Origin of the sequence: Ruegeria lacuscaerulensis, from assembly GCF_013031245.1 — a bacterium.
GTDB classification, from domain to species: Bacteria; Pseudomonadota; Alphaproteobacteria; order Rhodobacterales; family Rhodobacteraceae; genus Ruegeria; species Ruegeria lacuscaerulensis_C.
This window is the reverse complement of the sequence record NZ_WPZL01000004.1, coordinates 19,242-42,397: the sequence shown is the minus strand read 5'-3', so window position 1 is coordinate 42,397 and position 23,156 is coordinate 19,242. Positions and strand designations below refer to the sequence as shown.

18 protein-coding genes and 4 pseudogenes are annotated in these 23,156 nt (G+C 56.3%); 14 read left to right on the top strand and 8 right to left on the bottom strand.

Features of this window, described 5'->3' with window-relative positions; translation table 11 throughout:
- Positions 1 to 2: 2 nt before the first annotated feature.
- Together GOX66_RS06660 and GOX66_RS06655 are read right to left on the bottom strand one after the other, a co-directional pair.
- Complete coding sequence (locus tag GOX66_RS06660) at positions 3 to 1,292, bottom strand: glycosyltransferase family 4 protein (RefSeq protein ID WP_170760855.1); 1,290 nt, start codon at positions 1,290 to 1,292, stop codon at positions 3 to 5.
- Between the two features lie 4 nt (positions 1,293 to 1,296).
- Positions 1,297 to 2,601, bottom strand: a complete 1,305-nt coding sequence (locus GOX66_RS06655) for a lipopolysaccharide biosynthesis protein (RefSeq protein ID WP_170760852.1) — start codon at positions 2,599 to 2,601, stop codon at positions 1,297 to 1,299.
- 428 nt (positions 2,602 to 3,029) lie between these two features.
- Between GOX66_RS06655 and GOX66_RS06650 the strand changes: the two genes are divergently transcribed.
- The gene (locus GOX66_RS06650) at positions 3,030 to 4,415 is read left to right on the top strand and encodes a hypothetical protein (protein WP_170760849.1); all 1,386 of its coding nucleotides are present in this window, start codon (positions 3,030 to 3,032) and stop codon (positions 4,413 to 4,415) included.
- A gap of 182 nt (positions 4,416 to 4,597) precedes the next feature.
- On the opposite strand, the gene GOX66_RS06645 is transcribed toward GOX66_RS06650, so the two are convergent.
- Both GOX66_RS06645 and GOX66_RS06640 read right to left on the bottom strand, forming a co-directional pair.
- The gene (locus GOX66_RS06645; RefSeq protein WP_170760847.1) at positions 4,598 to 5,308 is read right to left on the bottom strand and encodes a phage head spike fiber domain-containing protein; all 711 of its coding nucleotides are present in this window, start codon (positions 5,306 to 5,308) and stop codon (positions 4,598 to 4,600) included.
- Between the two features lie 173 nt (positions 5,309 to 5,481).
- Positions 5,482 to 5,751 carry a spike base protein, RCAP_Rcc01079 family gene (locus tag GOX66_RS06640; protein WP_170760844.1) on the bottom strand — a complete coding sequence of 90 codons (270 nt, stop codon included), beginning with the start codon at positions 5,749 to 5,751 and terminating at the stop codon, positions 5,482 to 5,484.
- Between the two features lie 312 nt (positions 5,752 to 6,063).
- Here GOX66_RS06640 and GOX66_RS06635 point away from each other — a divergent pair.
- Both GOX66_RS06635 and GOX66_RS06630 read left to right on the top strand, forming a co-directional pair.
- Positions 6,064 to 6,243 (top strand): annotated as a pseudogene (locus GOX66_RS06635) (IS5/IS1182 family transposase); the annotation flags it as partial.
- Between the two features lie 58 nt (positions 6,244 to 6,301).
- Positions 6,302 to 6,625: pseudogene (locus GOX66_RS06630) on the top strand (DDE-type integrase/transposase/recombinase); the annotation flags it as partial.
- 152 nt (positions 6,626 to 6,777) lie between these two features.
- Here the strand turns inward: GOX66_RS06630 and GOX66_RS06625 are convergent.
- Entirely contained in the window at positions 6,778 to 7,359 is a 582-nt protein-coding gene (locus GOX66_RS06625; RefSeq protein ID WP_170760841.1) for a TetR family transcriptional regulator, read from the bottom strand.
- Between the two features lie 156 nt (positions 7,360 to 7,515).
- Here GOX66_RS06625 and GOX66_RS26450 point away from each other — a divergent pair.
- From GOX66_RS26450 to GOX66_RS06565, 11 genes and pseudogenes are all read left to right on the top strand, one after another.
- A pseudogene (locus GOX66_RS26450) lies at positions 7,516 to 8,592 on the top strand (2,5-dihydroxypyridine 5,6-dioxygenase NicX family protein).
- Between the two features lie 18 nt (positions 8,593 to 8,610).
- Positions 8,611 to 10,041, top strand: coding sequence for an FAD binding domain-containing protein (locus GOX66_RS06610; protein WP_170760833.1), 1,431 nt, complete (start codon positions 8,611 to 8,613; stop codon positions 10,039 to 10,041).
- Positions 10,038 to 10,517 (top strand): (2Fe-2S)-binding protein, encoded by a 480-nt coding sequence (locus GOX66_RS06605; RefSeq protein ID WP_170760831.1) that lies wholly within the window; start codon positions 10,038 to 10,040, stop codon positions 10,515 to 10,517. Before GOX66_RS06610 ends, GOX66_RS06605 begins: the two co-directional genes overlap by 4 nt.
- A complete protein-coding gene (locus GOX66_RS06600) occupies positions 10,514 to 12,892 on the top strand; it encodes a xanthine dehydrogenase family protein molybdopterin-binding subunit (RefSeq protein WP_170760828.1) in 2,379 nt (792 codons plus the stop codon). The genes GOX66_RS06605 and GOX66_RS06600 overlap by 4 nt, the downstream gene beginning before the upstream one ends.
- Complete coding sequence (locus tag GOX66_RS06595; protein ID WP_170760825.1) at positions 12,889 to 13,725, top strand: alpha/beta hydrolase; 837 nt, start codon at positions 12,889 to 12,891, stop codon at positions 13,723 to 13,725. Before GOX66_RS06600 ends, GOX66_RS06595 begins: the two co-directional genes overlap by 4 nt.
- Before the next feature lie 23 nt (positions 13,726 to 13,748).
- Positions 13,749 to 14,912, top strand: coding sequence for an amino acid ABC transporter substrate-binding protein (locus GOX66_RS06590; protein WP_170760823.1), 1,164 nt, complete (start codon positions 13,749 to 13,751; stop codon positions 14,910 to 14,912).
- 76 nt (positions 14,913 to 14,988) lie between these two features.
- On the top strand, positions 14,989 to 15,873 hold the full coding sequence (locus GOX66_RS06585; protein ID WP_170760819.1) for a branched-chain amino acid ABC transporter permease: 885 nt from the start codon (positions 14,989 to 14,991) through the stop codon (positions 15,871 to 15,873).
- On the top strand, positions 15,873 to 16,796 hold the full coding sequence (locus GOX66_RS06580) for a branched-chain amino acid ABC transporter permease (RefSeq protein ID WP_170760817.1): 924 nt from the start codon (positions 15,873 to 15,875) through the stop codon (positions 16,794 to 16,796). Before GOX66_RS06585 ends, GOX66_RS06580 begins: the two co-directional genes overlap by 1 nt.
- A complete protein-coding gene (locus tag GOX66_RS06575) occupies positions 16,793 to 17,524 on the top strand; it encodes an ABC transporter ATP-binding protein (protein ID WP_170760814.1) in 732 nt (243 codons plus the stop codon). The genes GOX66_RS06580 and GOX66_RS06575 overlap by 4 nt, the downstream gene beginning before the upstream one ends.
- Positions 17,521 to 18,234, top strand: a complete 714-nt coding sequence (locus tag GOX66_RS06570; RefSeq protein ID WP_170760812.1) for an ABC transporter ATP-binding protein — start codon at positions 17,521 to 17,523, stop codon at positions 18,232 to 18,234. The genes GOX66_RS06575 and GOX66_RS06570 overlap by 4 nt, the downstream gene beginning before the upstream one ends.
- 361 nt (positions 18,235 to 18,595) lie before the next feature.
- Positions 18,596 to 19,277 (top strand): annotated as a pseudogene (locus GOX66_RS06565) (IS6 family transposase).
- Between the two features lie 237 nt (positions 19,278 to 19,514).
- Here the strand turns inward: GOX66_RS06565 and GOX66_RS06560 are convergent.
- The 3 genes from GOX66_RS06560 to GOX66_RS06550 all read right to left on the bottom strand — a co-directional run bounded on the left by GOX66_RS06560 (position 19,515) and on the right by GOX66_RS06550 (position 23,136).
- The gene (locus GOX66_RS06560) at positions 19,515 to 20,630 is read right to left on the bottom strand and encodes an S-(hydroxymethyl)glutathione dehydrogenase/class III alcohol dehydrogenase (RefSeq protein WP_174822671.1); all 1,116 of its coding nucleotides are present in this window, start codon (positions 20,628 to 20,630) and stop codon (positions 19,515 to 19,517) included.
- Positions 20,631 to 20,742: 112 nt separating this feature from the next.
- A complete protein-coding gene (locus GOX66_RS06555) occupies positions 20,743 to 21,402 on the bottom strand; it encodes a glutathione S-transferase family protein (RefSeq protein WP_170760810.1) in 660 nt (219 codons plus the stop codon).
- A 9-nt stretch (positions 21,403 to 21,411) separates the two neighbouring features.
- On the bottom strand, positions 21,412 to 23,136 hold the full coding sequence (locus GOX66_RS06550; RefSeq protein WP_170760807.1) for a Rieske 2Fe-2S domain-containing protein: 1,725 nt from the start codon (positions 23,134 to 23,136) through the stop codon (positions 21,412 to 21,414).
- Positions 23,137 to 23,156 lie beyond the last annotated feature (20 nt).

Sequence of the window (23,156 nt, the reverse complement as noted above, 5' to 3'; positions counted from 1 at the left end):
GTTCAACTCTGCGAGGCTTGCACCGTGCCGTCAGTTAGGCAGTCGTCGTCCATTTCTTGCCGTGTTCGGATCTGCTCATACGCAGATAGAAGCCGGTCCAGGTGACGCTTCATAGTGAGGGGATCGCTCCAATAGCGCTCATAGGCTGCGCGGCCCAGCTGAGCGGCATATTCAGCCGATGAAAGCCGGGCCAGAGCGTCCTGGAACCCACCGTTTTCATCCAGTGAACGGATATGCAGGCCGGTTTCCTCATGAGCGACGCTCTCGCGAGCTGCGCACCAATTTCCGCAGATAACGGGGATGCCAAGAGCCTGCGCCTCGATCGGAACCAGCGGTTGGCATTCATACCACTTGCTGGGGAAAACCAGAGCTCGGGCGCGGTGCAGATGCTCCATTACTTCACTGGCGTTTTGCCAACCCAGAATGGTTGCCGACGGGTTGGCCGCTTCAATGGCGCCGCGTAGCGGCCCATCACCGACAAACACCGCCGGAATGCCCGCATCGCGGGCTGCCAAAGCAAACTCCAAAGCTCCCTTGGACTCGACGAGTCTGCCGACAAAGTAGAACTCTTTGTTTCCCGCCACCTGAACCGGCGAACGCTTATGGCTCACGGCAGGGTTGGCAACCTGCCGGAAGACGGTTGAAGCCGGGAAATAGGGCTGCATGACCTCTTTCTGCAATTCGCTGATGTAGATTATGTTTCTGACCCGGGGCGGTAGGCCGCCACGGCCCTTTTGCACAACTTGCCGAAGCATCCGATAGCCTTTGTGTAAAGGGTGCCGAACATCACAGTTCGTGGTCAGGCACCCAAGGCCCAAGGCAGGTCTTTGGCAAATTTCGTTGGCCTGATAATCGTAAAAGCCACCATTTGGACATGCAAAGAAATATTCATGCATCGTGAATACGTGCCGAATATCCGGCGCAGTCACAATCTGCCCGATGGCGCTCGACAAACTTTTGGTCCAGCCGTGGATGTGCACGACAGTTCCATCCAAATCGTCTGTGTCGCGGATAACCCGGTCCAGCTCACGCGCGGCAGCCACGTTCCAAAGCCCAGTTGCCGCCGCGCGGAGTTTGGACCTGTCCGATCCGATATCCTGAACACCCAGGCAAGTGACGCTGATCCCAGCCTCCTCAAGGCGTTTATCCACTGGGGCAACCCCACAGAAAAACACCACTTCCTTGCCGGTCTCTTTCAACGCCAGAGCACTCTCGATGCAAACTTTTTCCAGCCCGCCGCGGATGTCTCCGTAATCCATCACCAGGACGACACGCTTGGTCCGGTCTGACATGTTTTCAATCCTTTATCGGAAGTTGAGGGGCCGGAAGGACAAAGCCCAAGAGACTTGGGTCAATTCCAATCCTGCTTCGGCACAGTACCCAGGCATGGACATTCCAGGCAATCGTTGTCAGCGCCACGGCCCAGGCGGCTCCCAGAGTGCCAAAGACCCAAACCACGGGGATCAATGCGGCCAGTCCAACGGCATTCCAGATCAGCGAAAGCCGCGCAAAGGATTTTTCCTGCCCCGTCATCTGCATCAGGATTCCATTAAGACCCCCCGCTGCGCTGATGGCGAAACCAAAAGAAAGAACCAGGAGTTCGGGCTTGGCCACCGCGTAATCCGGCCCGAACAGGCTCAGAGCAAGCCCTCCAAAAACCCAGAACGCCATCAGGCCCAAGGCGGCAAACCCCCCTGCCGCGGCAGAGACGAACTGACAGATTTTCCGCACGGTATCATGTTCGCCCTCTGCATAGGCGCGCGAAATCAGGGGTGTTGCCGCGAGGTTGGCCGCCAAAAGCAGTAGCGTCATCAATTGCGCCGTTTTGAGCGCAGCAAAGAACGGCGCGGTCTGATCTGGAGTCATGACCAAACCAATCGCCACCACAGCCAGGTTGGGGCCCGAGACGATCACTACCGAGGCCAGCCAGAAGCTTCTGGTCATGTCCCACCAATTCTGCGTCAGCGGCGTGCCGCGCCGCTTTAAAACCTCAAAGTAGCGTGTTGCCGGGTCGATGCCAGATTGCACCACAAGCCAAAACACCAGCGTCCCGGCGCAAAGCAGAAAGGCCCACACCGGCTCGAGCGGCGGCAGGACGCCCAAGATCACCAGACCCGCCACACCGATCACGCTGAGACGCCACAGTATGTCCCGCGGAGCGAGCGCACCAATAACACGGTTTCGCGTTCGCAAAACGCTCGATTGGAACTCGGCAAACGCAATGGGTACAATCATCAGCGTAGCTGCCAGCATCGACCAGCTTTCCTCGGTCGTCAGGCTGTAAACCGCAAAGACCAGTGAAAGCACAATTCCTGACCGAAGGACGTTGCGCAGACCATAGGCAATGGCCGCATTGCGTATAGGTTCTTGCGCAGGATCGGCGTTGGCGGGCAGCACGCGCAACACCAACTGGTTCTGCCCCATGAGTGCAATTTGCCCAAGAATCAAAGCTGCCGAAAACCCAAACGCAAAGACTCCGTACCCCTCCAGATCCATGGCCCGCGCCAGAGCGATCAGCATAAGATAGTTCAGAGGCGCACTTGCCAATTTTACGAGCAGCGCAAGGAAGGTGACTTTGAAGAGGTTCGTTGGAAACGTCATGGTATGCCTGATGGCGGTTTCTGTCTCAGCGCGTCCATGAAATGCTTGGAACAGGGCTGTGCGACGGCTTAGGAAATTGTCTGGTCATTATTTAGATCTGCAAGAAAGATCTGTCTAATTTTCAATTTAACCTCAAGTAGTTAAGATCTAAGTTGCAAGCTGGAAGAGGCGTGGATCCCTGGCGGCTTCTACTGAACTTTCGCATCAAAGTACAGGCACAGCACGCCCTAATTTTGGGAAAAGTGATAAGTGCCTCTCTCCACCGCGGACTCATTTAAGATGATCAGAATTCGCACTTATTTCTCACTAGTTAACTGCCGAACAGAGGTTATAAAACACAACTTCAGAAGAACTATGTTCAATCAGCGTGAACGGTGTTAAACGCATGTCTCGTGCTGAAATGACTTCGTACATCTATAGTTAGAAAAATGACCGAAATTTCGCCCCATAACCGCCACGCTTTATTCAACTTTGCTTTAATGATAATTTTATCAATCGGCACAGTGGCGATTTTGAATTGGGTATTATTAAACAGCGTAATTCTGTCGGACGTTCATTTTTTGTACCTCGGTAGCGCTTTCGCGATAAATTTGTTCGCAATCTATTACTATATTACTCACCCAAATGCCGGATTCGCGACAATCCAAGTTTCGTTTTATTTCGCCTTCGGCGCGCTTTTCCCAGCGCTAATCTATACGGCAATCGGAATTTACCCTTGGCCTATCGCGTATAGAGTGCTTTCGCAAGAGTTACTTCGTAGCACGTCGCTTATGTGTCTTGTATTCAGTATTTGCTTACATATTGGGATAATTTACGGAATGCGAGTTCGCGCGCCTTCCACTACACGGCCAAGAATGGGTGTCTCTGCAAAGCGATCTTTTCCACTTCTGATTGGTGGTTATTTTCTGGTCCTTTTGATCTATGCTTGGGTGGGGCTAGACATCATAACGACGCCAAGAATTCTGATCGAAGATACACTTTCAAACAGTGCAGGTCCGCGTTTTGGTGTCTTCAAGAGAGTTTCATTGCTGCTCTTTGGTCTTACTCTCGTGGCAGGATTTAATGCTCGAAATGACCCTCATCCCAATAATCGGCGCATATTCCTTTGGCTATTCATAATTATGGTGATAACTTTGTTTGTCTTTGTTAATCCAATAAACTCAGCACGGTGGCGACTAATTGGATTTGTATCTTCTTTCCTTTTGCTATTTTTTCCGCTCAACAGTACTCGGGCGAAGCTACTTGCATTCTTAGCAATGTTGGGAGGGTCGATACTGATTTACCCGCTCGTAAGCGTGCTTAGCCGTACTTCGCGGCAGTGGGATCGAATTTCATCCGGTGCATGGCGTGAGTTTTTTGCCGGAGGTGATTTTGACGGGTATCAATCAATGATGCACGCGGTCTATTGGGCCCAGGAATTTGGGCACTTTTGGGGGGCAGGGTTAATCAATAGCTCCTTAGCGTTTGTACCGCGTAAACTTTGGCCAGAAAAACCAGCACACTCAGGCACAATCGTTTCGGAATGGCTCGGCAGCTCCAATACTAATCTCTCGATGCCACTTTTTGGAGAAGCCTATTTGAACTTCCATTTGTTGGGCGCGGTATTGATTCTGTACTTAGGCATTCTGATTTCACGGATTGATCGGTCGCTTCGCTCAAATCCCTCGGCGACGATCCCCTACTTTGCGTCTGTTGTGATTGCTGGGAATATGCTGTTCATAACACGTGGGTCGCTCCAAAGCGTGGCAGAGTTCATCTGGCAAATTTTGTTGGTGATTGCTCCTATCATACTACTTTGTCGTAAAAGGGCATGAATGACCTGCGTTGCGTGCAGCGCAGAAGGCCAGGCTGTGAATGGAGCGGTTGCTGCCATGTACAACAACGACCGCAACCAATCCTGGTGACGCTTTTCGGCTGCGACGTGATTTAGCTATACCATCAGAATTTCGTCATTGGAGAACTTCAAAGCACTTGCCACAGCTGTCGCCTAACCGCCTCACTCGATCAGAATATGCTTCAGATGGTTCCGACGCAGAACCGGCCACCAACCTTCGCCGATGCTTTGGGCTAAAAGCGTGTCCTGGCTGTCATCGTCATAAGTGAGTGTGACATCAAACGTGCCGTTGGTACCGCTGAGACCTGCGACATCCGCGCTGCGACTCGCTGCGCTCCCATCGGTAGGTATGATTGTGGTTTCCTTCGAGCCAATCTCTACCTGGGCGCCCCAGATTTCGATGTCAATGTCCGCGCCCTCGGTCTCGCTGAGTACAAAGATCCGGTCCTGCGCATTAGGCAGTACTTCAGTATAGGTGAACCGCTGCCAATCTGTGGTCACATTAATGATTTCCGAGTTCCCGTCAGACTGACCAAAACGCAGTGCTACCGGTGCGCTGGCCCGAAGCCAGATACTGACGGTCGATGTTCCGGCGACACTTTCATCCTTCATGACGAGCCCGCCGCGCAGGCCGTCCAACCCGCCAGTTGTTTCGGTGCAGTTCCAACCCATCGCGGTACTGCTGCCATCCGGTGCTGTCAGACCAACAGAAAAACTTGGCTTGGACCAATGACCATACCAGTCCTGATGGGTGAAACTGTTCGAATAGTGAAGAAGGTTTGTCGCTTCGGGTTCGAAAAGCACTCCACGGAATAAGCCCGTTCCAAGGACGTGATCGCGACGGAGAGTATCAATGCCTGCTGTCTCAATCACACCTGTTGCGCCTATTAGCGTGGCGGGAGTTGCGCGCGAGAAGCTCAGAACTGAGTTTAACGAAATCGGAGCGCCGGATCGGCGATAAACTTGTCTTGCAAAGTCGAGCGACAATGTTGCATTCGACTTCCGGCGGCTTTGCCGTGACGTAATTGAAATATCTCGCGTCAGCTTCATGCCAGCACCATAGAGTGAATGCCTGTTGCTGTCGTGCCGCTTGCATGCACACGCGTTGCTCCAACGGGTAGGATCGAAAAATCGTCCACTTCAACAAAGCGTTTTCTACCCGGTACAGTGGTTACAACCAGCGTGCCGCCCGTTTCGACGTAAAGACTGATTGCAACTTGCGACAAGTCGGTGGTGTCAGAAGGCGTAACAGGCAAAATGTCCCGCGCAGGTCCCGATAAACTGGAAACGCGGTTAGTGAATGGGTTCTTCTTCATGGCTAATGCCTCGATCTCTGTGTCAGTCGTCGAAGTATTGACCAGTGCTTCTTAATGAACGGACACCTCGCGGTACGTTGCCTTTGATTGGGAGTTGACCGACCAACCTACATTGCTTCGTGAATTTTGAAATTTGATTGCAGCCGAATCCGTCGCCACCGTCTTTCCGACTTCTTCACTACGAAAAATGGGAAGGCGGTTTGCATTAACCTACAATAGAGCAGCTCTTCGCACTGCTGAGTTCTTAGGCTCACGACTCATTGTTTCCCAACTTTGTGCGTGATTCACGGGTCACAAAACTGATCGGTGAACATGTCTGATCTTTTCTGGTTGAGCGTTGTGCAGATGGTGCGTCTTGAGCCCTTCTTCCCGAAGTCCCACGGCAATCCAGGTGTTGATGATCGACCTTCCCTCAGCGGGATTATCTTCATCAATGGCAACGACTTACGGTGGCGAAATGCGCCGAGAAAGTATGGCCCGTGCAGGTCCCTCTAAAATAGTTGGAAGCGGTGGAGCGATAATGGGATATTTGCTCATATGATGGCCGGTTTGGGGTAAGCCTCGGGTCATCGTGACGGACAAGTTGCGCAGCTATAGCGCGGCCCTGTGCAGGCTCGCGCTGGGCATGGATCACCGGGCGCATAATGGGTTGAACAATCGTATCGAAGGATCCCACCGGCCCACTCGGAAACAAGAGAAATTACAGGGCCGGTTCAAATCAACCTGACAAGCGCAGCTATTCCTGCAAGTGCATGACGTAACTTCCAACCAGTTCCGTCCCCGCCGCCACAAACTCTCCGGCGCATCCTACCGCCAGAAAAGAACAGCCGCATTCAATCACTGGAACGATTGCACAAACAGTTCAGCAGCTTAACCAGTGGTGCGATGCAATTCTTTATCTCTCGAAATCAATCTGACAGTCCCTAAAGTGAGACTCTGTGACTCTGTCGCAAACGCCAGGCGACTTGCGCGATACGCGTGGGCGAAGGGCAGGGCGCAACCATACTGATTGAAGCGACCTGATCGTCAAGTTTTTTTGATGCCCGCCAGCAAAGCAGCCATTTCCTGTACCATACGTGCCGATCTGTCAGGCAGACCTTGCAGATTGCGGCGCAGGGCCACGCCATCGAACGTGATCAGTATCAGATGTGCGTATGCAAGAGCCTGATCGCGGGTCAGGCTTTCGGCACCCAGTATTTCGATCAATTCTTCGGCAATTTTGTTCTCGGTCCAGATCAAAAGTTCGGGGTTGTATTTCTCCTCTGGCGTTGCCATCGCAAGCGCCTGCATAAACGGCGTAGTCAGACCTTCGCGGCGTCCGGGAATCTGTGACCAAAGCGCCGTCAGTAGGGCATGGATTCGGTTCTCGGTCTCGGCCGTCACGTCCTGTTGTGCCAGAAAACTCTTCACCTTGCTTTTGAACCAAGGCTCGTAGACCGCCAGCATGATCTCGAGCTTGGACTGAAAGTAGACATAGACGTTTGAGGGTGAAATCGCGGCGCTGGCGGCAATTTTTGAAATGGTCGCCTTGACATAGCCGCGTTCGGTGAACTCTGCACGAGCAGCTTTAAGTATCGCGTCATGCACCTTCTGGCTCTTGAGCTTCACAGGATTTCCTTTTCGCGACAGACAAAATCTATACCGAATGGTATTCGCTATTGACAGGGACGTCCAGCCGCCCGTTTACTATAGCGAATACCATTCGGTAAACGATGTGGGGCAGACGCTCTGACCTCGCAGCGACGCTGACAAGGGAGAAACGATATGGAATCCGCAATCCGCAGTCAGGAAATGAACCCGGGAAAAATGCCGGGTCTGTTCAGGAAACAGTTCGAACTGTGCAAGATTAAACCCGGTGACACGATTGCCATCGTGTCCGACTTGGGGACCCGGCGCGAATATATACAGGCAGCGTTTGCAGCGGCGGATGAGTTGGGCGCGGATATCTACGAAATGTGCGTGAATATGATCCCGGGCTGGACCAAGGTCGGCGTACCGACCATTGGCAAATGCAAGGGCACGCTGGATGCGCTCAAGCAGTGCGACATGATCCTGATCTTCCATGTGCCGTTGTTCGCAAAGTGGCTGAAAGAGGTCATGGACGAAAATGTGCGGGTGCAGATGATCATTGATGCACCCGACGATCTTGAACAGCTTCAATCACCGCCGGGTTTGAAAGATGCCGTACTGCACGCACACGATGTCTATGAGAAATGCTCGAAAATCCGCGTCACCAGCAATGCGGGCACGGACCTGTACTACGAGCGCGGGGAATACCCGGTGATGAGCTAATATGGCATGGCAGATAAGCCTGGTCGCTTCGATCACTGGGGCGTCGGTCTGATCCACACCTTCCCCAACGAAGGCAGCGCCCGGGGCAAGGTGGTCATTCAGCCGGGTGACATCATCATACTGCCATATTGCCGCTATGTCGTTGATCCGATCCATCTGGACATCGAAGACGGCCATGTCGTCAGTATCGAGGGCGGGCTGGATGCGACCCTGATGCGTGAATGGCTGAAGGACGGTGAGGAATTCGAAGGCGATCGTGATCCGTATGCCCTGTCGCATCTGGGCTGGGGCCTGAATCCGCAGTGCCGCTGGGATTCCATCGCGCTTTTTGGTGATGCGCCCGAACGCAGCCGCGCGGCCTCGCGCTGTTTTCCGGGCAACTTTCTGTTTTCGACCGGTCCGAACTCGCAAGGTGGCGGCAAACGCACGACCCGCGGACATTATGACGTGCCGATGCGGGACTGCACCATCGAGATCGACGGTCAGATCGTGGTCAAGGACGGGAATCTCACCGACCCCAGGATGATCGTCCCGCGCGAGCGTCGCTGAACCGGGGGACGTGAAGCGATGCAGATCGATGATGGATTTGATATAGATATGTCACGTGCTTCGGTGTGGGAGCACGTGCGGGACCCGCAGCTAATGGTGCGGTGCATCCCCGGCTGCGTTGATATCGAACAGATTGATCCGACCCATTACCGCGCTGCTGTCCAAATCTCTCTCGGTCTCATCAAGGCTCACTTCGACCTTATGGTCGAAGTCACGCGCGAGGACCCTCCCAACGCTATATACGCCATCACACGGGGCGACGAGGGCACGCGCGCCAGCGTGGTGTCTGCCGACACCGTCGTCAGATTGACGGACCTGCCCGGCGGAGGCACCCGGGTCGACTATGAATCCGAGGTGCATGTAACCGGTCGGTTGGGGAAATTCGGCCTAGGGATGATGCGCAAAAAGGCGGCGATCCTTGGAGAGGAATTCGCCGAACAATTCCGGAAGGTTTTGACTGGCGACACGCCCGAAGCAACTTCGGATACCGCGGCGGATGTCGCCGAGCCGGACAAATCAGGTGGGTGGCGCGGTCTGTTCCGCAGGAAGGCGGACATCCCGGTGGAATCGTCTGCTAAGAGGGTCGCCGACCCGCGTTCGGCTCAAAGCGTTCTGCAGCCGCAAACGGTCAAAGATGCGGTAAATCACCTGATCCAATCTGACGGGGTGCTGCCGCTGGCCGGGGGGGCCACCCTGATCGCCATGAAAAACGCCAATCTGGTGCATGCGGATCATTTCGTCAGCCTGGAGGGTATCGCCGAGATGCGGGGTATTTCCGTTTCTGCGGCCGGCGCCATCAGGATCGGTGCAATGACGCGCCATTGTGAAACCGCCGACAGCGATGTTCTGACCGGCACGCATGCGGTTCTGAAACAGGCCGCGGGCCGGATCGCCAACCCACCGGTGCGCAACATGGGCACGATTGGCGGCTCGGTCGCGAATGCCGACCCGGCCGCCGATTACCTGACGGCATTGACGTGTCTGGACGCGCAACTTGAGTTGGCCGGACCGAACGGCCGGCGCCGTATCCCGATCGCAGAGTTTCTGGTCGACTGGCATGAAACCGCGTTGCAGCGCGCCGAACTGATCGTCGCGGTTCATTTGCCGCCCGCCGAAAAAGGCCACGCGCAATATTACAAGATGGCCCGGGTATCGGGCGATTTTGCGACGGCAAACTGCGCGATATCGGTCACAGCGCAGCCTTCGCCGTCAGTGCAAATCGCCGTCGGAGGCTGCGGCCCGCAACCGATACGGTCGAAATCGGCAGAAAGACAGCTTGTGGCCGACGGTCTGTCCCAATCGGCGATCGCGGCTTTTGCGGACACCCTGGCCGGTCTTGCGGACCCTGTCGATGATGTTCGGGGCAGCGCCGAATACAGGAAATGCATTATTCCGCGCATGGTGACACAAGCCATTGAAACCGCAATGTCCACGCGAGAGGACGCATGATGACGGCGAAAGAGGTACTCACACTTGATGTAAACGGCGCGCGACGCGAGATTGAGGTCGCTTGTGGCGAAATTCTCCTGACGGTCTTGCGGGACGAATTGCGGATCACCAGCCCGAAGCGGGGCTGCAATCAAGGCGTTTGCGGGGCCTGCACCATCCTGATCAATGGCGTGCCGCAGCGCAGTTGCCTGTCGCTGGCCGCCAATTGTCAGAGCAAAGAAATCCGGACGCTGGACGCTTTGCTTGATGATGGCCGAATGCGGAAACTGCAGGATAGTTTTCAGGGGAACGGGGCGGTGCAGTGCGGGTTCTGCACGTCCGGCATGATGATCACAGCCTGGCATTTCCTTGAAACATCCGATCAACCGACCGCGACGGACATCCGATCGGCTCTGTCCGGAAACCTGTGCCGGTGCACCGGATACCAAAAGATCATCGACAGCGTCGCAGAAGCCGCGCAGGAGACCAGCCAATGACCCCGGGCTACAAACCGGAAGACACCGTGCGCCCCGACCGCCAACGCGCTGTCGCCGAGGAGCCCGGTGTTAATGTTGTCGGCGCATCCGTGGCGAAACTCGACAGCCGGGAAAAGGTTGTCGGGCGATCCGAATACATCGCCGACATGTATCGCCCGAACATGGTTCACGCCGCATTCGTCGGCAGCCCGCATGCTCACGCGCGTATTCTGGGATATGATGTGAGCAAGGCGCTCGGTGCGCCGGGCGTCGTGGCGGTTCTGACCGGAGATGACGTCGCCGATGGCCGTATGGGGGCCTTTATCAAGGACGAACATGCGCTCGCCAAAGGCAAGGTTCTGTACCACGGGGAACCGGTTGCCGCCGTCGCCGCCGAAACAGAAGCACAAGCGCGCGACGCCGCCCGGCTGATCGAGGTTCACTACGAAGAATTGCCCGCCGTTCTGTCACCGGAACAAGGGCTGGAACCGGATGCGCCGATCCTGCACGAGAATTTGCAGGAGTACGTCAAGGTTTTCGACGCAGGCTCCGAGGGTAACCTGGCCGCGCGGACCGTGTTCTCCGAGGGTGATGCTGATTCCGCCTGGGACGACTGCGACGTGATCGTCGAGGGCGAATTCACTACCCAGCCGCAGGCCCATGTCTCAATGGAGCCGTGCGGTGCCCTCGCCGAGGTGGATGCCACGGGCCGCGTGACGCTGTGGTCCGCGAACCAGTCCGTTTTCCGGGTTCAGGCCAATGTCTGCGAGTCCCTTCAACTGCCGATGAGCAAGCTACGCAGCCTGACCCCGCGCGTCGGGGCCGGGTTCGGTAACAAGATGGAGCCGCACATCCAGCCCATTACCGTGGCGCTTGCTCTGAAATGCGGGCGTCCGGTCAAGATGATTCTCTCGCGCGAGGAAGATTTCGAAGTTGTCCGCGCCCGTCACCCATTCCGGATCAGGATGAAAACCGGCGCCAGAAGCGACGGAACGCTGGTGGCCCGAGAATGCGAAGTGCTGCTGGATTGCGGCGCCTTCGCCGATGACAGCCCCGGGGTTCTGGGCTACAGCCTGCTGATGGCGCGCGGTCCATATCGGATCGAACATGTGAAATGCAGTGGCAAGCTGGTTTACACCAACAAGATGCGCTTTGGCGCGTTTCGAGGCTTCGGTAATCCGCAGGTTACATTTGCGGGCGAACAGCAAATCGACCAGATTGCCGGAAAACTCGGGCGCGACCCGTTCGATCTGCGCCGTCAGAATATCTGCCGCGAGGGCGACCCCTGGTTTTTGGGTCAGGTCGTGGAATCAAACGGTCTGGACGCCTGTCTTGACGCGGTCGAAAGCGCCTGCGACTGGAAGAACCGGGATTCTTGGCCCGATGACACGTCCCGCGGTTTGGGCATTGCCATTACCGCGCATATTTCCGGTCTACTGGGAACCGGCGCCATCGTCCGCGTGCTGGAGGACGGTACCGTCTCGCTGAACACCGGAGCCACGGATATCGGCCAGGGATCGGATACAGTTCTCAGCCAGATTTGCGCGGAAACGCTGCAAATCCCGATCGAGCAGGTTGTCGTGTCCAGCCCCGACACGGACGGGTCCCCCTATAATTGGGGCACAACTGCCAGCCGCGTCACCTATACCACCGGGCGTGCGGTTTCGGCGGCGTCACACAAGGTGGTGGCGCAGATGATGCAATACGCCTCCGAGATGCTCGATTGCGACAAATCCGACCTGGAACTGCGTTTTGGAGGCAGGATCGGGATCAAAGGGTCCAACACGGACCTGACGTTCGGCGACATTTCGGGTCGTGCGCATTGGGCCGAAGGCGGCCCGGTTGTCGGAAGCGATACACTGGTCTTTGACCGCAACACGCATGACCCGAAACGCGCGTCGGCCCTGGGCCTGCCTTTTCCGCGCATCGGCGTGATGAGTTTCGGCGCGCTCGCCACCGAGGTTGAGGTGGATCACGTCACGGGCAAAACCAGTGTATGCCGTGCCTGGACGGCCGCAGATGTGGGGCGCGCGATCAACCCGCAACTTGTCGAGGTGCAGCTTGAGGGTGGGTTTGTTCAGGGGATGGGCTTTGCCCTGTGCGAGGAAATGGTCTGGGACGGTCCCCGCCTCGCGAACCCGTCGCTGATGGACTACAAGGTGCCAACCAGCCGCGATATTCCGGATCACATTGAATCCATCATCGTGGAAGCCCCCGAGCCGGACGGGCCGTTTGGGGCCAAAGGCGCGGGAGAGATCTGTATCAATCCGGTTGCCGCGTCGATTGCCAATGCGGTCTACGACGCGACCGGTTTTCGGCATCATCATCTTCCCCTGACGCCCGAACGGGTTCTGAATGGGCTGCTCGACCGGGACCAGACAGGGCCAGTGCCATGAAACCATCGGATTATCCGCAGCAAGAGCCGTTCACCGAAATCGGAGCCCGGTATCATGACCATGTCATGAATCTGGGCAGCAATGTCACGGGTCTGGATATCCGGCATGGCGACAACCCCTATCAATCTCTGCTTGTCTGCCCGGCGGACATGCCGGGCGCGCCGGTGCTGTGCTTCATTCACGGCGGCGGATGGACCAGCGGATACAAGGAATGGATGGTTTTTATGGCCCCGGCCCTGAACAACCGTGGCATAACTTTTGTCAGTCTCGGCTATCGCCTGGCCCCCGACCACGTGTTTCCCGTCGGGCTTGACGATTGCGCCGATGGTGTCGGCTGGGTCTATCACAATATCGCGGAACATGGCGGCGACCCGGACCGCATTTTCATAGGCGGGCATTCCGCCGGCGGTCACTACGCCAGCCTGCTGACATTGCAGAATGACTGGAAAACGACCCGCGGCCTTCCCGGCAACATCGTCAAGGGAGCCTTGCCAATTTCTGGAACTTTCTGGTTCGGGGAGGGTTCCGGCCTGTCCATACGGCCACGCTTTCTTGGGCCTGAAGAAAACGGCGCCGAACAAGCCGCGTCGCCGGTCCGGTTCGTCTCAGGCTCGGACACTCCGTTTCTGGTAGCCTACGGCGCGATGGGCTTTGCCCATCTCAAGATGCAGTCAGAACGGTTTGCGGATCGTCTGAAAGAGCATGGCGTCACGGTGGAAACACTGGAATTGCGGGGTTGCGATCATTTGCAGGCAAGCTACGCCGCAGGAGACGAAGACGGGGCGTGGGTCAACCGCGCCAGCCAGTTCATTCTGAATAAGACACCAGAATAGCAAGCAAACCAAGGGAGGATACAATGACTCTGCGGAACACTGTTCTAGGCGCTGTAGCGTTGACCATGCTGGCGGGTGTGGCAAGCGCGCAGGACGCTGTCAAAATCGGCTATTCCATAGCAAATACAGGACTTTTTTCCCAGGCGGCACCATCGCAGGTGACAGCCTATGAACTTTGGGCGGAGCAGGTGAACGCCGAAGGCGGTCTCGAAGTGGCAGGCGAGAAGCGACCGGTGGAGCTGATCTGGTATGACGACGAATCCGATCCGGCGAAGGCGGCCCAGATTTATGAGAAACTCATCTCGGATGACGAAGTCGATCTCTTGCTGGCCCCGTGGGGAACGCCGCATCATCTGAACGTCGCCGGTGTTGTGGAATCGCACGGTTTTCCGATGGTTGGCAATACCGCGGCCTCTGTCGCCATTCGCGAAGTGTCCCCGGGCAATGTCTGGTTCCCGACCTCTGCCATTCCCGACAAGGTAGGCCCGGAACTTGCCGCCTTTGCAAAATCCGAAGGCATAGGCTCGGTCGCTATTCTGGCGAACGTGCTGCCTTTTGCGCAGGAGAATCTGCAGTTCCTGCTGCCTGCCCTGGAAGAGCAAGGGATCGAGGTGAAGATGAATGAAAACTACCCGCCCGACATCTCGGACATGACGTCCCTGCTAGCGCAGGTCAAAGCGTCGGGGGCGGATGCAGTAATTGCCCTGTCCTACCCCGCAGACTCCTTCCTGTACATGGGTCAGGCCAAGGAACTCGGAATTGACCAGCCTTTCCAGTTCCTATTGGTCGGTCCGACAATTTCCGCGTTTCAGGGAGCCTTTGGCGCTGATGCGGATGGCATCGTAACATTGGGCCACTGGTCGCCGCACCAGGCTGACTGGGAAAGGGCCAAGCCATTCTACGACGCCTATGTCGCCAAGTACGGATTTGCGCCGGATTATCTGGACTCGGCTCTGGCATACATGTCAGCCGAGATCCTTGAGGCCGCCGTTGCTCAGGCCGGGCTGGACCATGAGAAGCTGCGAGACGTGATTTCGACAAGCACATTCGATACCATCAATGGCCCGGTGCGGTTTGACGGTGTCGAAAACGTCGAAACGCCAACAGCGTTTCTGCAATTGCAGGGTGGTGAAATGCATCTGATCTGGCCGGGCGACATTGCGACGTCAGAATACCAAAATCGCTGAGCCTCAGACGATATCGCCGTGGGTTGCGTTGAACACTCCACGGCGTACCTGAACGAATGGTCTTCGGAGAGTGATCATGGATCTGCTGCTCTCGCCTCAGCTGTTGTTTTCGGCACTGGTTCTGGGCTCGTTATATGCACTGATCGGCGTTGGACTGAATTTTGTCTACGGCACGATACGATTGCTCAATATCGCGCATGGCGATCTTGTAATGATCGGTGCTTATGCCGCTTTCGGTCTTTTCACGGCGTTGGGTCTTTCGCCGATGTTTGGACTTCCCCTGATCGCGGGCATCACGGCTATGATCGGGGCGGGGCTGTATTTTGGCCTGTTCAAACGGCAACTTGAAAATACCACTTCTGTCGAACAGCTTGAAGCAAACTCGCTGCTGCTGTTTTTTGGTGTGTCCGTCATCCTGCAAAACACCATGGCTCTGCTGTTCACCACTTCGCCGCGCGCCTATCAGCATCTGGACTATGTGATCAGCATCGGCGGTCTGGATATGACACTTAGCCGTCTGCTGGCACTGGTCGTGTCATTGACCATCGTCTTTGCAATTTCCATGTTTCTGAAATTCTCGATCTACGGGTTGGGCATTTCAGCAATCATTCAGAACCGGGACGCGGCCAAAATTGTCGGCATTGATGTGGGGCGGGTTCAACTCGGCAGCTTCATTCTGGGATTTGGAGTTGCCGGAATCGCCGGCGCGCTGGTCAGCCTGACCGAACAGATATCGCCGTTTATGGGCTTTCCGTTCACCATTGCGGCCTTCGTTGTCATCATCCTGGGCGGGTTGGGCAATATCAGCGGCGGCATCATCGCCGGTATCCTGCTGGGGTTCATAGAGATCTATTCGGTCGCGCTTACATCCGCGACGTACCGGTCGATCCTGATCTACGGCGTGTTTGTGGCTGCCATCATGCTGCGGCCGCAGGGGTTGTTCGGAAAGGCGCAAACCTGATGACTGTATTGCGCAGCGATCTGGCCTTTTTCGCAGGCCTCGCCATTCTTGCCGGTTTCGGTTTGTCGGTCGGCAGCCTTTTTGGAACTTATTGGGTCATCGTTGCGCTGAATTTCGCAATGTGGATTGCGCTGACCCAAAGCTGGGCCCTGTTTTCAGGGCTGACAGGTTACATTTCGCTAGGCAACGTCGTATTTTACGGTCTGGGGGCCTATACGGTCGCGGTCAGCTTCAAGGTGCTGCCACTATGGGTGGCGGTGCCGATGGGTGGTCTGGTTGCCGCCGTGTTTGCGTTGATGATCGCCGTCCCGGCCTTGCGTGTGCGCGGACCCTACTTCGTCATTCTGACATTTGGCATCTCGGAACTGGTCAAGTATTCGATCCTCAATCTGGAAACCTATCTGGGGAAGTCGAGCCGGCTGCTCTTTGGCGCGCCTTCAGCGGAAGCGGTGCTATATACGATGATTGCGCTGGCCGTCGCATCCAGTGTCTTGATGCGACTAGTCAAGTCATCAACATTTGGCCGAGGTCTCGTCGCCATTCAGGGGGACGAGACATCCGCCGAAACTGTGGGTATCCCCGTGACCCGTTTCAAGGTCATGGGCTTCACGCTGTCGGCCTTCATTCCCGGCATGGTCGGCGGTCTGATGGCACTGCGCTCGACCTATTTCGAGGTGTTACAGGTCTTTAACCCTTTCATATCATTCACCATTGTGACCATGGCAATCATCGGCGGCAGCAACGATGCCCGTGGGCCGATCCTTGGGGCGGCGTTTCTGGTGTTTCTCTCCGAGCTTCTGTGGTCCAGTGCGCCAAGGCTTTATATGATCCTGTTGGGGGCATTCCTGATCGCATTCGTCCTTCTGGCACCCTCCGGTCTGGTCGGTCTTCTGCGGAAATACGGCGAAGGGCACAGCAAATGACTCTTCTGCAGATCGAAAAAATAGGGAAATCCTTCGGCGGGCTTCGCGCGTTGAACGACGTCAATTTTGCGGTGAACAACGGCGAAACCGTCGGGCTGATGGGAGCCAACGGTGCCGGCAAGACCACCTTGTTCAGCATCATTGCGGGGCATCAGCCACCAACGGATGGCATTGTCCGGTTCAAGGGCGACCAGATGACCGGGAAACGCCCGGATCAGATCTGTCATGCCGGCATTGCCCGCACGTTTCAGATTGTCCGGCCATTCGCGCGTATGACCGTCCGTGAAAACGTGGAAACGGCAATCCTGTTCGGCGGGGCACGCCATGCCAGCAACCAACCGCTTGAAATCCGCGCAAAGGACATTCTGGATCAGGTCGGGCTGGTTGATCAGTCCGAAATGCCCTCGGGTGCCCTGACATTGTCAGGGCGAAAAAAGCTGGAGGTCGCGCGTGCCCTGGGTACCGGTCCCGAACTGCTGCTGCTGGATGAGGTAATGGCGGGTTTAACCCCAGCCGAAGTCGCTAAGATGCTGGACACGCTGCGGGCCATCAAGGCCGACCACAAACTGACAATATTCATAATCGAACATGTTGTATCGACGCTGTCGGACCTGTCCGACCGGATAATCGTCTTGCACCACGGTGTGAAAATCGCCGAAGGAACACCCCGGGAAATTGCCGAAAACAAGGATGTGCGCACAGTTTATTTCGGAGGAGACGACACATGACGGCCCTTCTTGAAATCAACGATCTGGGTACGGGATACGGGGACGTAAAGGTTTTGCATGGTGTCAGCATCGCATTGGAAAAAGGAAAAGTGACGGCGGTTCTGGGCGCGAATGGCGCAGGCAAGACAACGTTATTTCGCACCATCGCGGGCCTGCTGCCCTGCATGTCGGGCCGCGTCAGGTTTCAGGGCGAGGATATTGGCGTTCTGGCTTCCCACAAACGAGTTGAAAAAGGCGTTGTTCTGGTTCCCGAGGGACGGCTGGTTTTCCCCGATCTCACCGTGGCCGAAAACCTCAGGCTGGGTGCGATCAATGTCCGGGCGCGTGCGCATTCCGATGACACCCTGAAAACGGTCATGGCGCTGTTCCCGCGGCTGGAGGAACGCAAATCGCAATATGCCGGCACCCTTTCTGGGGGTGAACAACAAATGCTTGCCTTGGGCAGGGGCCTGATGGCCATGCCCAGAGTTTTGTTGCTGGACGAGCCGACGCTTGGATTGGCGCCTGGAATCGCCAAACAGATATTTTCAACGATACCCGAGTTGCTGGATTTCGGATTGTCCATCCTGATCGCGGAACAAGACGTGCGCTCGACACTGAAAATTGCCGACTACGGCTATGTACTCGAAAACGGTCTTGTCGGGATCACAGGCGATGGTGAATCTTTGGTCAGGTCGCCTCTGGTCGCCCAAGCTTTTCTAGGACATTAGAGCGAACCTGTCACGAGCTCTGTCCCCATCTGTCAGGCCGAACGCAGATCCGATAGCGCGTCCTTAAATGAATTGGCACTGTTGCATTAACTCAATGGGCCGCAGACTTGGAGGGCTTGTTCCTCATTCAAGCAGCTTTCGGAAACAGAATTACAATGGACACTATATCGTTTTGTACACTGGTTCGGTTGTTCGCGATGTGACTCTTTCGGATAGCCCGGAAGGTTTCTTTACCCCGCAATGTATTCTTTACTGAGGGTAGCGACCGAAATGGATATGTTGCGAACTTTTGGGTCCGGATTGACGAGAGTGCGTGTTCTGGTGCCCTTTTCTTTCGCGATACTATCGAGCAGGCGTCAACATGATTTCAATCAAAGGCTCCCAATTTCCTAAGGATGCGATTCTGTATTCAGTTTCTTTCTATCTCCGTTACACGGTGACCTATCGGGATTTGGAAGAAATCATGGCCGAGCGTGGAGTGCGGGTTGATCACGCCTCTCTGAACCGTTGGGTAACGAAGTATTCGCCTTTAGTTGCTGCCCGCGCCAATCAAGGAAACACCCAACACTGAAGTCTTGGCCAATGGACGAAACCTACGTTCGTGTTCGCGGCAAATGGATGTACCTCTATCGAGCCGTCGACAAGGCAGGAAACACCCTGGATTTCATGCTGTCTGAGCGAAGGAATGGTCCTGCGGCAACCAAGTTCTTTGCCAAAGCACTGTTTTCGAACGGAATCCCAAACAAAATCGTCATCGACAAAAGCGGAGCAACTGCGGCCAGCATTCGAGAGAAAAGCAAGATCCTGCAGCGCCTTTCTTGTTCGATCAAGGTACAATCCGTCAGGTCCATAGTCTGAACAACCTCGTGGAACAAAATCACAGGTTCATAAAGCGGCATGTTCGGCCCAACTGCGGGTTCAAGTCGTTCCGATAAGTTGCGACAACACTAGATGGTATCGAATTCGCCAACATTACACGGAAGCAGCAATTCTCTAGCGCGACGACCTCAGGCTTTCGGGTGTTTGCTGAGATCGCGGGATAAGTGTGTCCAGTAAAACGCAGACTTTGGTCGATCCAATAGATTGCGACACAACCTTTACGCGTGGCTCGGCGGATACCCTCCAAAACCTTCTCACTTTGGCTCGCGGGTGTTCCGGATTTCGGTTCACCTCCACTCCACAAAGGCCCGATGAACCAGAAATCCTACTTTGCCAAACGCCCTGAACTGCCCCATCAGCGCTGCCACCAGAAATTCCGGGTTTCAGTTCAATTTAAAGCGTCAAAACTCGACTACGGCACGGATGCTTTCTAGCTTGTGCATCAGTTCAAAGCCTTTGTTGATCTGATCCAGTGACAGCTTATGGGTGATCATCGGGTCGATCTCGATTTTGCCCTCCATGTACCAGTCGACGATCTTCGGCACGTCGGTCCGGCCGGATGCGCCGCCAAAGGCGGTGCCGCGCCAGACCCGGCCGGTGACCAGCTGAAAGGGTCGTGTCGCAATCTCGGCCCCGGCAGGGGCCACGCCAATAATGATGCTTTCGCCCCATCCCTTATGTGCGCATTCCAGCGCCGTGCGCATCACGTTCACGTTGCCTGTTGCGTCGAACGTGTAATCTGCACCGCCTTTGGTCAGCTCAACCAGATGGGCTACGATGTCCCCCGTGACCTTTGACGGGTTTACAAAATCGGTCAGGCCGAAATGACGGGCCATTTCTTCTTTGCCGTCGTTGAGGTCGACACCGACGATCTGGTCTGCACCCGCCATCCGCAGGCCCTGAATCACATTCAGACCGATCCCGCCCAGACCAAAGACCACGGCGCGGCTGCCGATTTCGACCTTGGCGGTGTTGATCACCGCGCCGATGCCTGTGGTCACGCCGCAGCCGATGTAACAGACCTTGTCAAACGGCGCGTCGGGGCGGATTTTGGCCAGCGCGATTTCCGGCACTACAGTGTGGTTGGCAAAGGTCGAACACCCCATGTAGTGGTGGATCGGCGTGCCATCCAGCATCGAAAACCGGGTCGAGCCATCCGGCAGGAGCCCCTGACCCTGAGTTGAGCGGATCGACTGGCACAGGTTGGTTTTTGGATTCAGGCAGTATTCGCATTCGCGACACTCCGGTGTGTAGAGCGGGATCACGTGATCGCCGGGCTTCAGCGAGGTCACGCCTTCGCCAACTTCAACCACTACGCCCGCGCCTTCGTGGCCCAGAATGGCCGGGAAAATGCCTTCGGGATCGTCCCCCGAGCGGGTGAACTCATCGGTATGGCATAAGCCGGTGGCCTTGATCTCGACCAACACCTCGCCCGCTTTCGGACCTTCCAGGTTCACATCCATCACTTCCAGGGGTTTGCCGGGGGCAAGGGCAACGGCGGCGCGGGTCACTATCATCGGTCTGTCCTTATATTTGGTATATTTTAATCGGCGTCCGGTCCACATGTGTCGCATCCTGGACCGGACGCCTGGGTTCGCCACAAAAGTGTGTGGCGAATGGGAGAAACAATCAGGCGGCGGATTGATCGGCTGCGGGGCCCGCCGGGAAAACACCCGACATGACCTTGAACCCCGGAATGCGTTTGAACCGGTCACACCAGCGGCGAATGGCGGGATAGTCCATGCGGGACACGCCGCCCTCTTCGGCGAGCATGATGTAGGGGAAACAGGCGATATCGGCGATGGTCGGATGATCTCCGGGGCAGATCCACGTCTGTCCGATCTCTTCGGCAAAGAAGAGGTGTTCGTCGAGAATGCGGAACAGCCTGTGCGCGCCAGACCGTGCGGCATCCACGTCGATATGGGTATAGAACAGCGCGTCATGCAGGCGCGCGGCGGATGCGGTCGCGGTGATCCCGTCGGCAAAGGCCAGCCATTGCGAGATCTGGCCCAACATGGCCGGGTCGTCGCACGGATACCATTTTCCGGATGTGTCGTATTTGCTGGCCAGGTAGACCAGTATCGCCTGCGCATCTCGCAGCACCAATCCGTCATCATCGATTACCGGCAGCTGGCCCAGCGGGTTGATCTGGCGGAACGCCTCGGACTTGTGTTGATTGCCGGGATAGAAATCGACCGCCTCGGTGGTGTGTTCCAGCCCCAGGAAGGACATCATCAAGCGCAGCTTGTAGCAGTTGCCTGACAGTTCGTAATCGTAAAGTTTCAGCATCTCGCCCTCTCAGATATCCAGAATAAGCCGGTCGGAATTCGCACGGCTGACGCAGGTCATTATGGATTTGCCTTCAGCCTTTTCCGTGTCGCTCAGGTAGACGTCCTGATGCGCCACTTCGCCTTCGATCACGCCGCAGCGGCACGTGCCGCAGGCGCCCTGTTCACATGAACTGGACATGTTGATGCCGTTTTCACGCAGCACGTCCAGAATGGATTTACCCGCGGGCACGTTCAACGTCATGGCCGAACGCGCAAGGTCGATATCGAAACTCGAGCTGTCGTCCAGTTCCGTGGTGTTCTTGAAATACTCGAAATGCACCGCATCGTCGCTCCATCCCTTCTCGGACGCGATTTCGCGGGTGGCTTCCAGCATCGGGCCCGGTCCGCAAATGTAGACGTGCCGTGAGTTGTCGGGGCTGGACAATATCTCGGCCAGCTTGGCGCCTGTTGCATCCGGCGACAGCCCCGTGTGGATACTGAGGGCCCCCTCGAATTCGCCAATCTCGCGCTTGAAAGCGACGTGATCGTCGGACTGTACGAAGTAATGAAACTCAAAGCTCAGGCCCTGTGCGTTCAGCGCGCGGGCCATTGCGATCAGTGGTGTGACACCGATGCCCCCTGCGACAAAGATCGTATGCACCGAATCCCGGCGCAGCGGAAAGTTGTTGCGCGGCGCTGAAATCGCTAGATTGTCGCCCTGCTGCAGATTGTCATGGATCGAGACGGAACCGCCCCGGCTGTCCGGTTCGCGCTTGACCCCGATAGTAAAATGATCGGTTTCTCCCGGCCCGTTGGTCAGCGAATATTGCCGCACCAGTCCGTTTTGCAGATGCACATCGATATGCGCGCCGGGCTGAAATGTGGGCAAGGTCCCTTTGATGGGCTCCATGCGCAGGCTGACGATACTCTCGGCAGTCATTTCCTTTCTTGTGACAGTCACGCGCAGATCAGCGGTGCGGCCATCTTCGCTGATCGCCGGGATATCGACCAGATCCTCCGAGACCTTTGCAATAACCGGGTGATACGGTTCCGGCGCGTCCTGCGTGGCGGCTTGAGCTTCGATCCGGTCGCGCAACTCCTGCATCAGCCAGCTGTGGCGTTTCAGCAGGGCGACCCGGTCGTCTTCTGAAACCGCCCGGTTGTAAATGCCGCGCATTACCGAGTGGTTGCTGTCCAGCGGCTGCACGAACACACGCACCGCGGTGCCATCCGACGCAGTCACAGTAACGGACCCTTCGTCGTTGCGCGCGCCCTTGCAGGATTCATCCCATTTGTACTCCAGCAACGCCTCCGCAACCATATTCATCGGCGCGATCAGCGGGATCGGTCGCAGGGCGGTCAGGTCGTCGAACCCGTCCAGGGCAGGCACGTCGCCGGTGGCTTCCTCGCCGGCCCAGACCAGTCCGTATGCCTCTTGCGCGGGATAGGTGTTGTTGCAGATGGTCCGCGCAGGGGCATCCGCGGGATGGGCCGGAATATAAGTGCAGCCTGCCGTGCGGTTGGCATAGCGCCATCCGTGATACTGGCATTTCAGCTCACGCCCGTCATTGATCCCGATGGACAGCCGCACGCCGCGGTGCAGGCAACGGTTTTCCCAGACATTGACGTATCCGTCATCCGCGCGCCAGACCGCGAATTCACGTCCCAATAGCTGGGCCTGATAGACATGCCGTTTCGGCAAATCCGTACTGGAGGCGATCGGATACCAATTTCTCTGCAGGTCGGTCGTCATGTTGATTTCCCTGTTGTTTT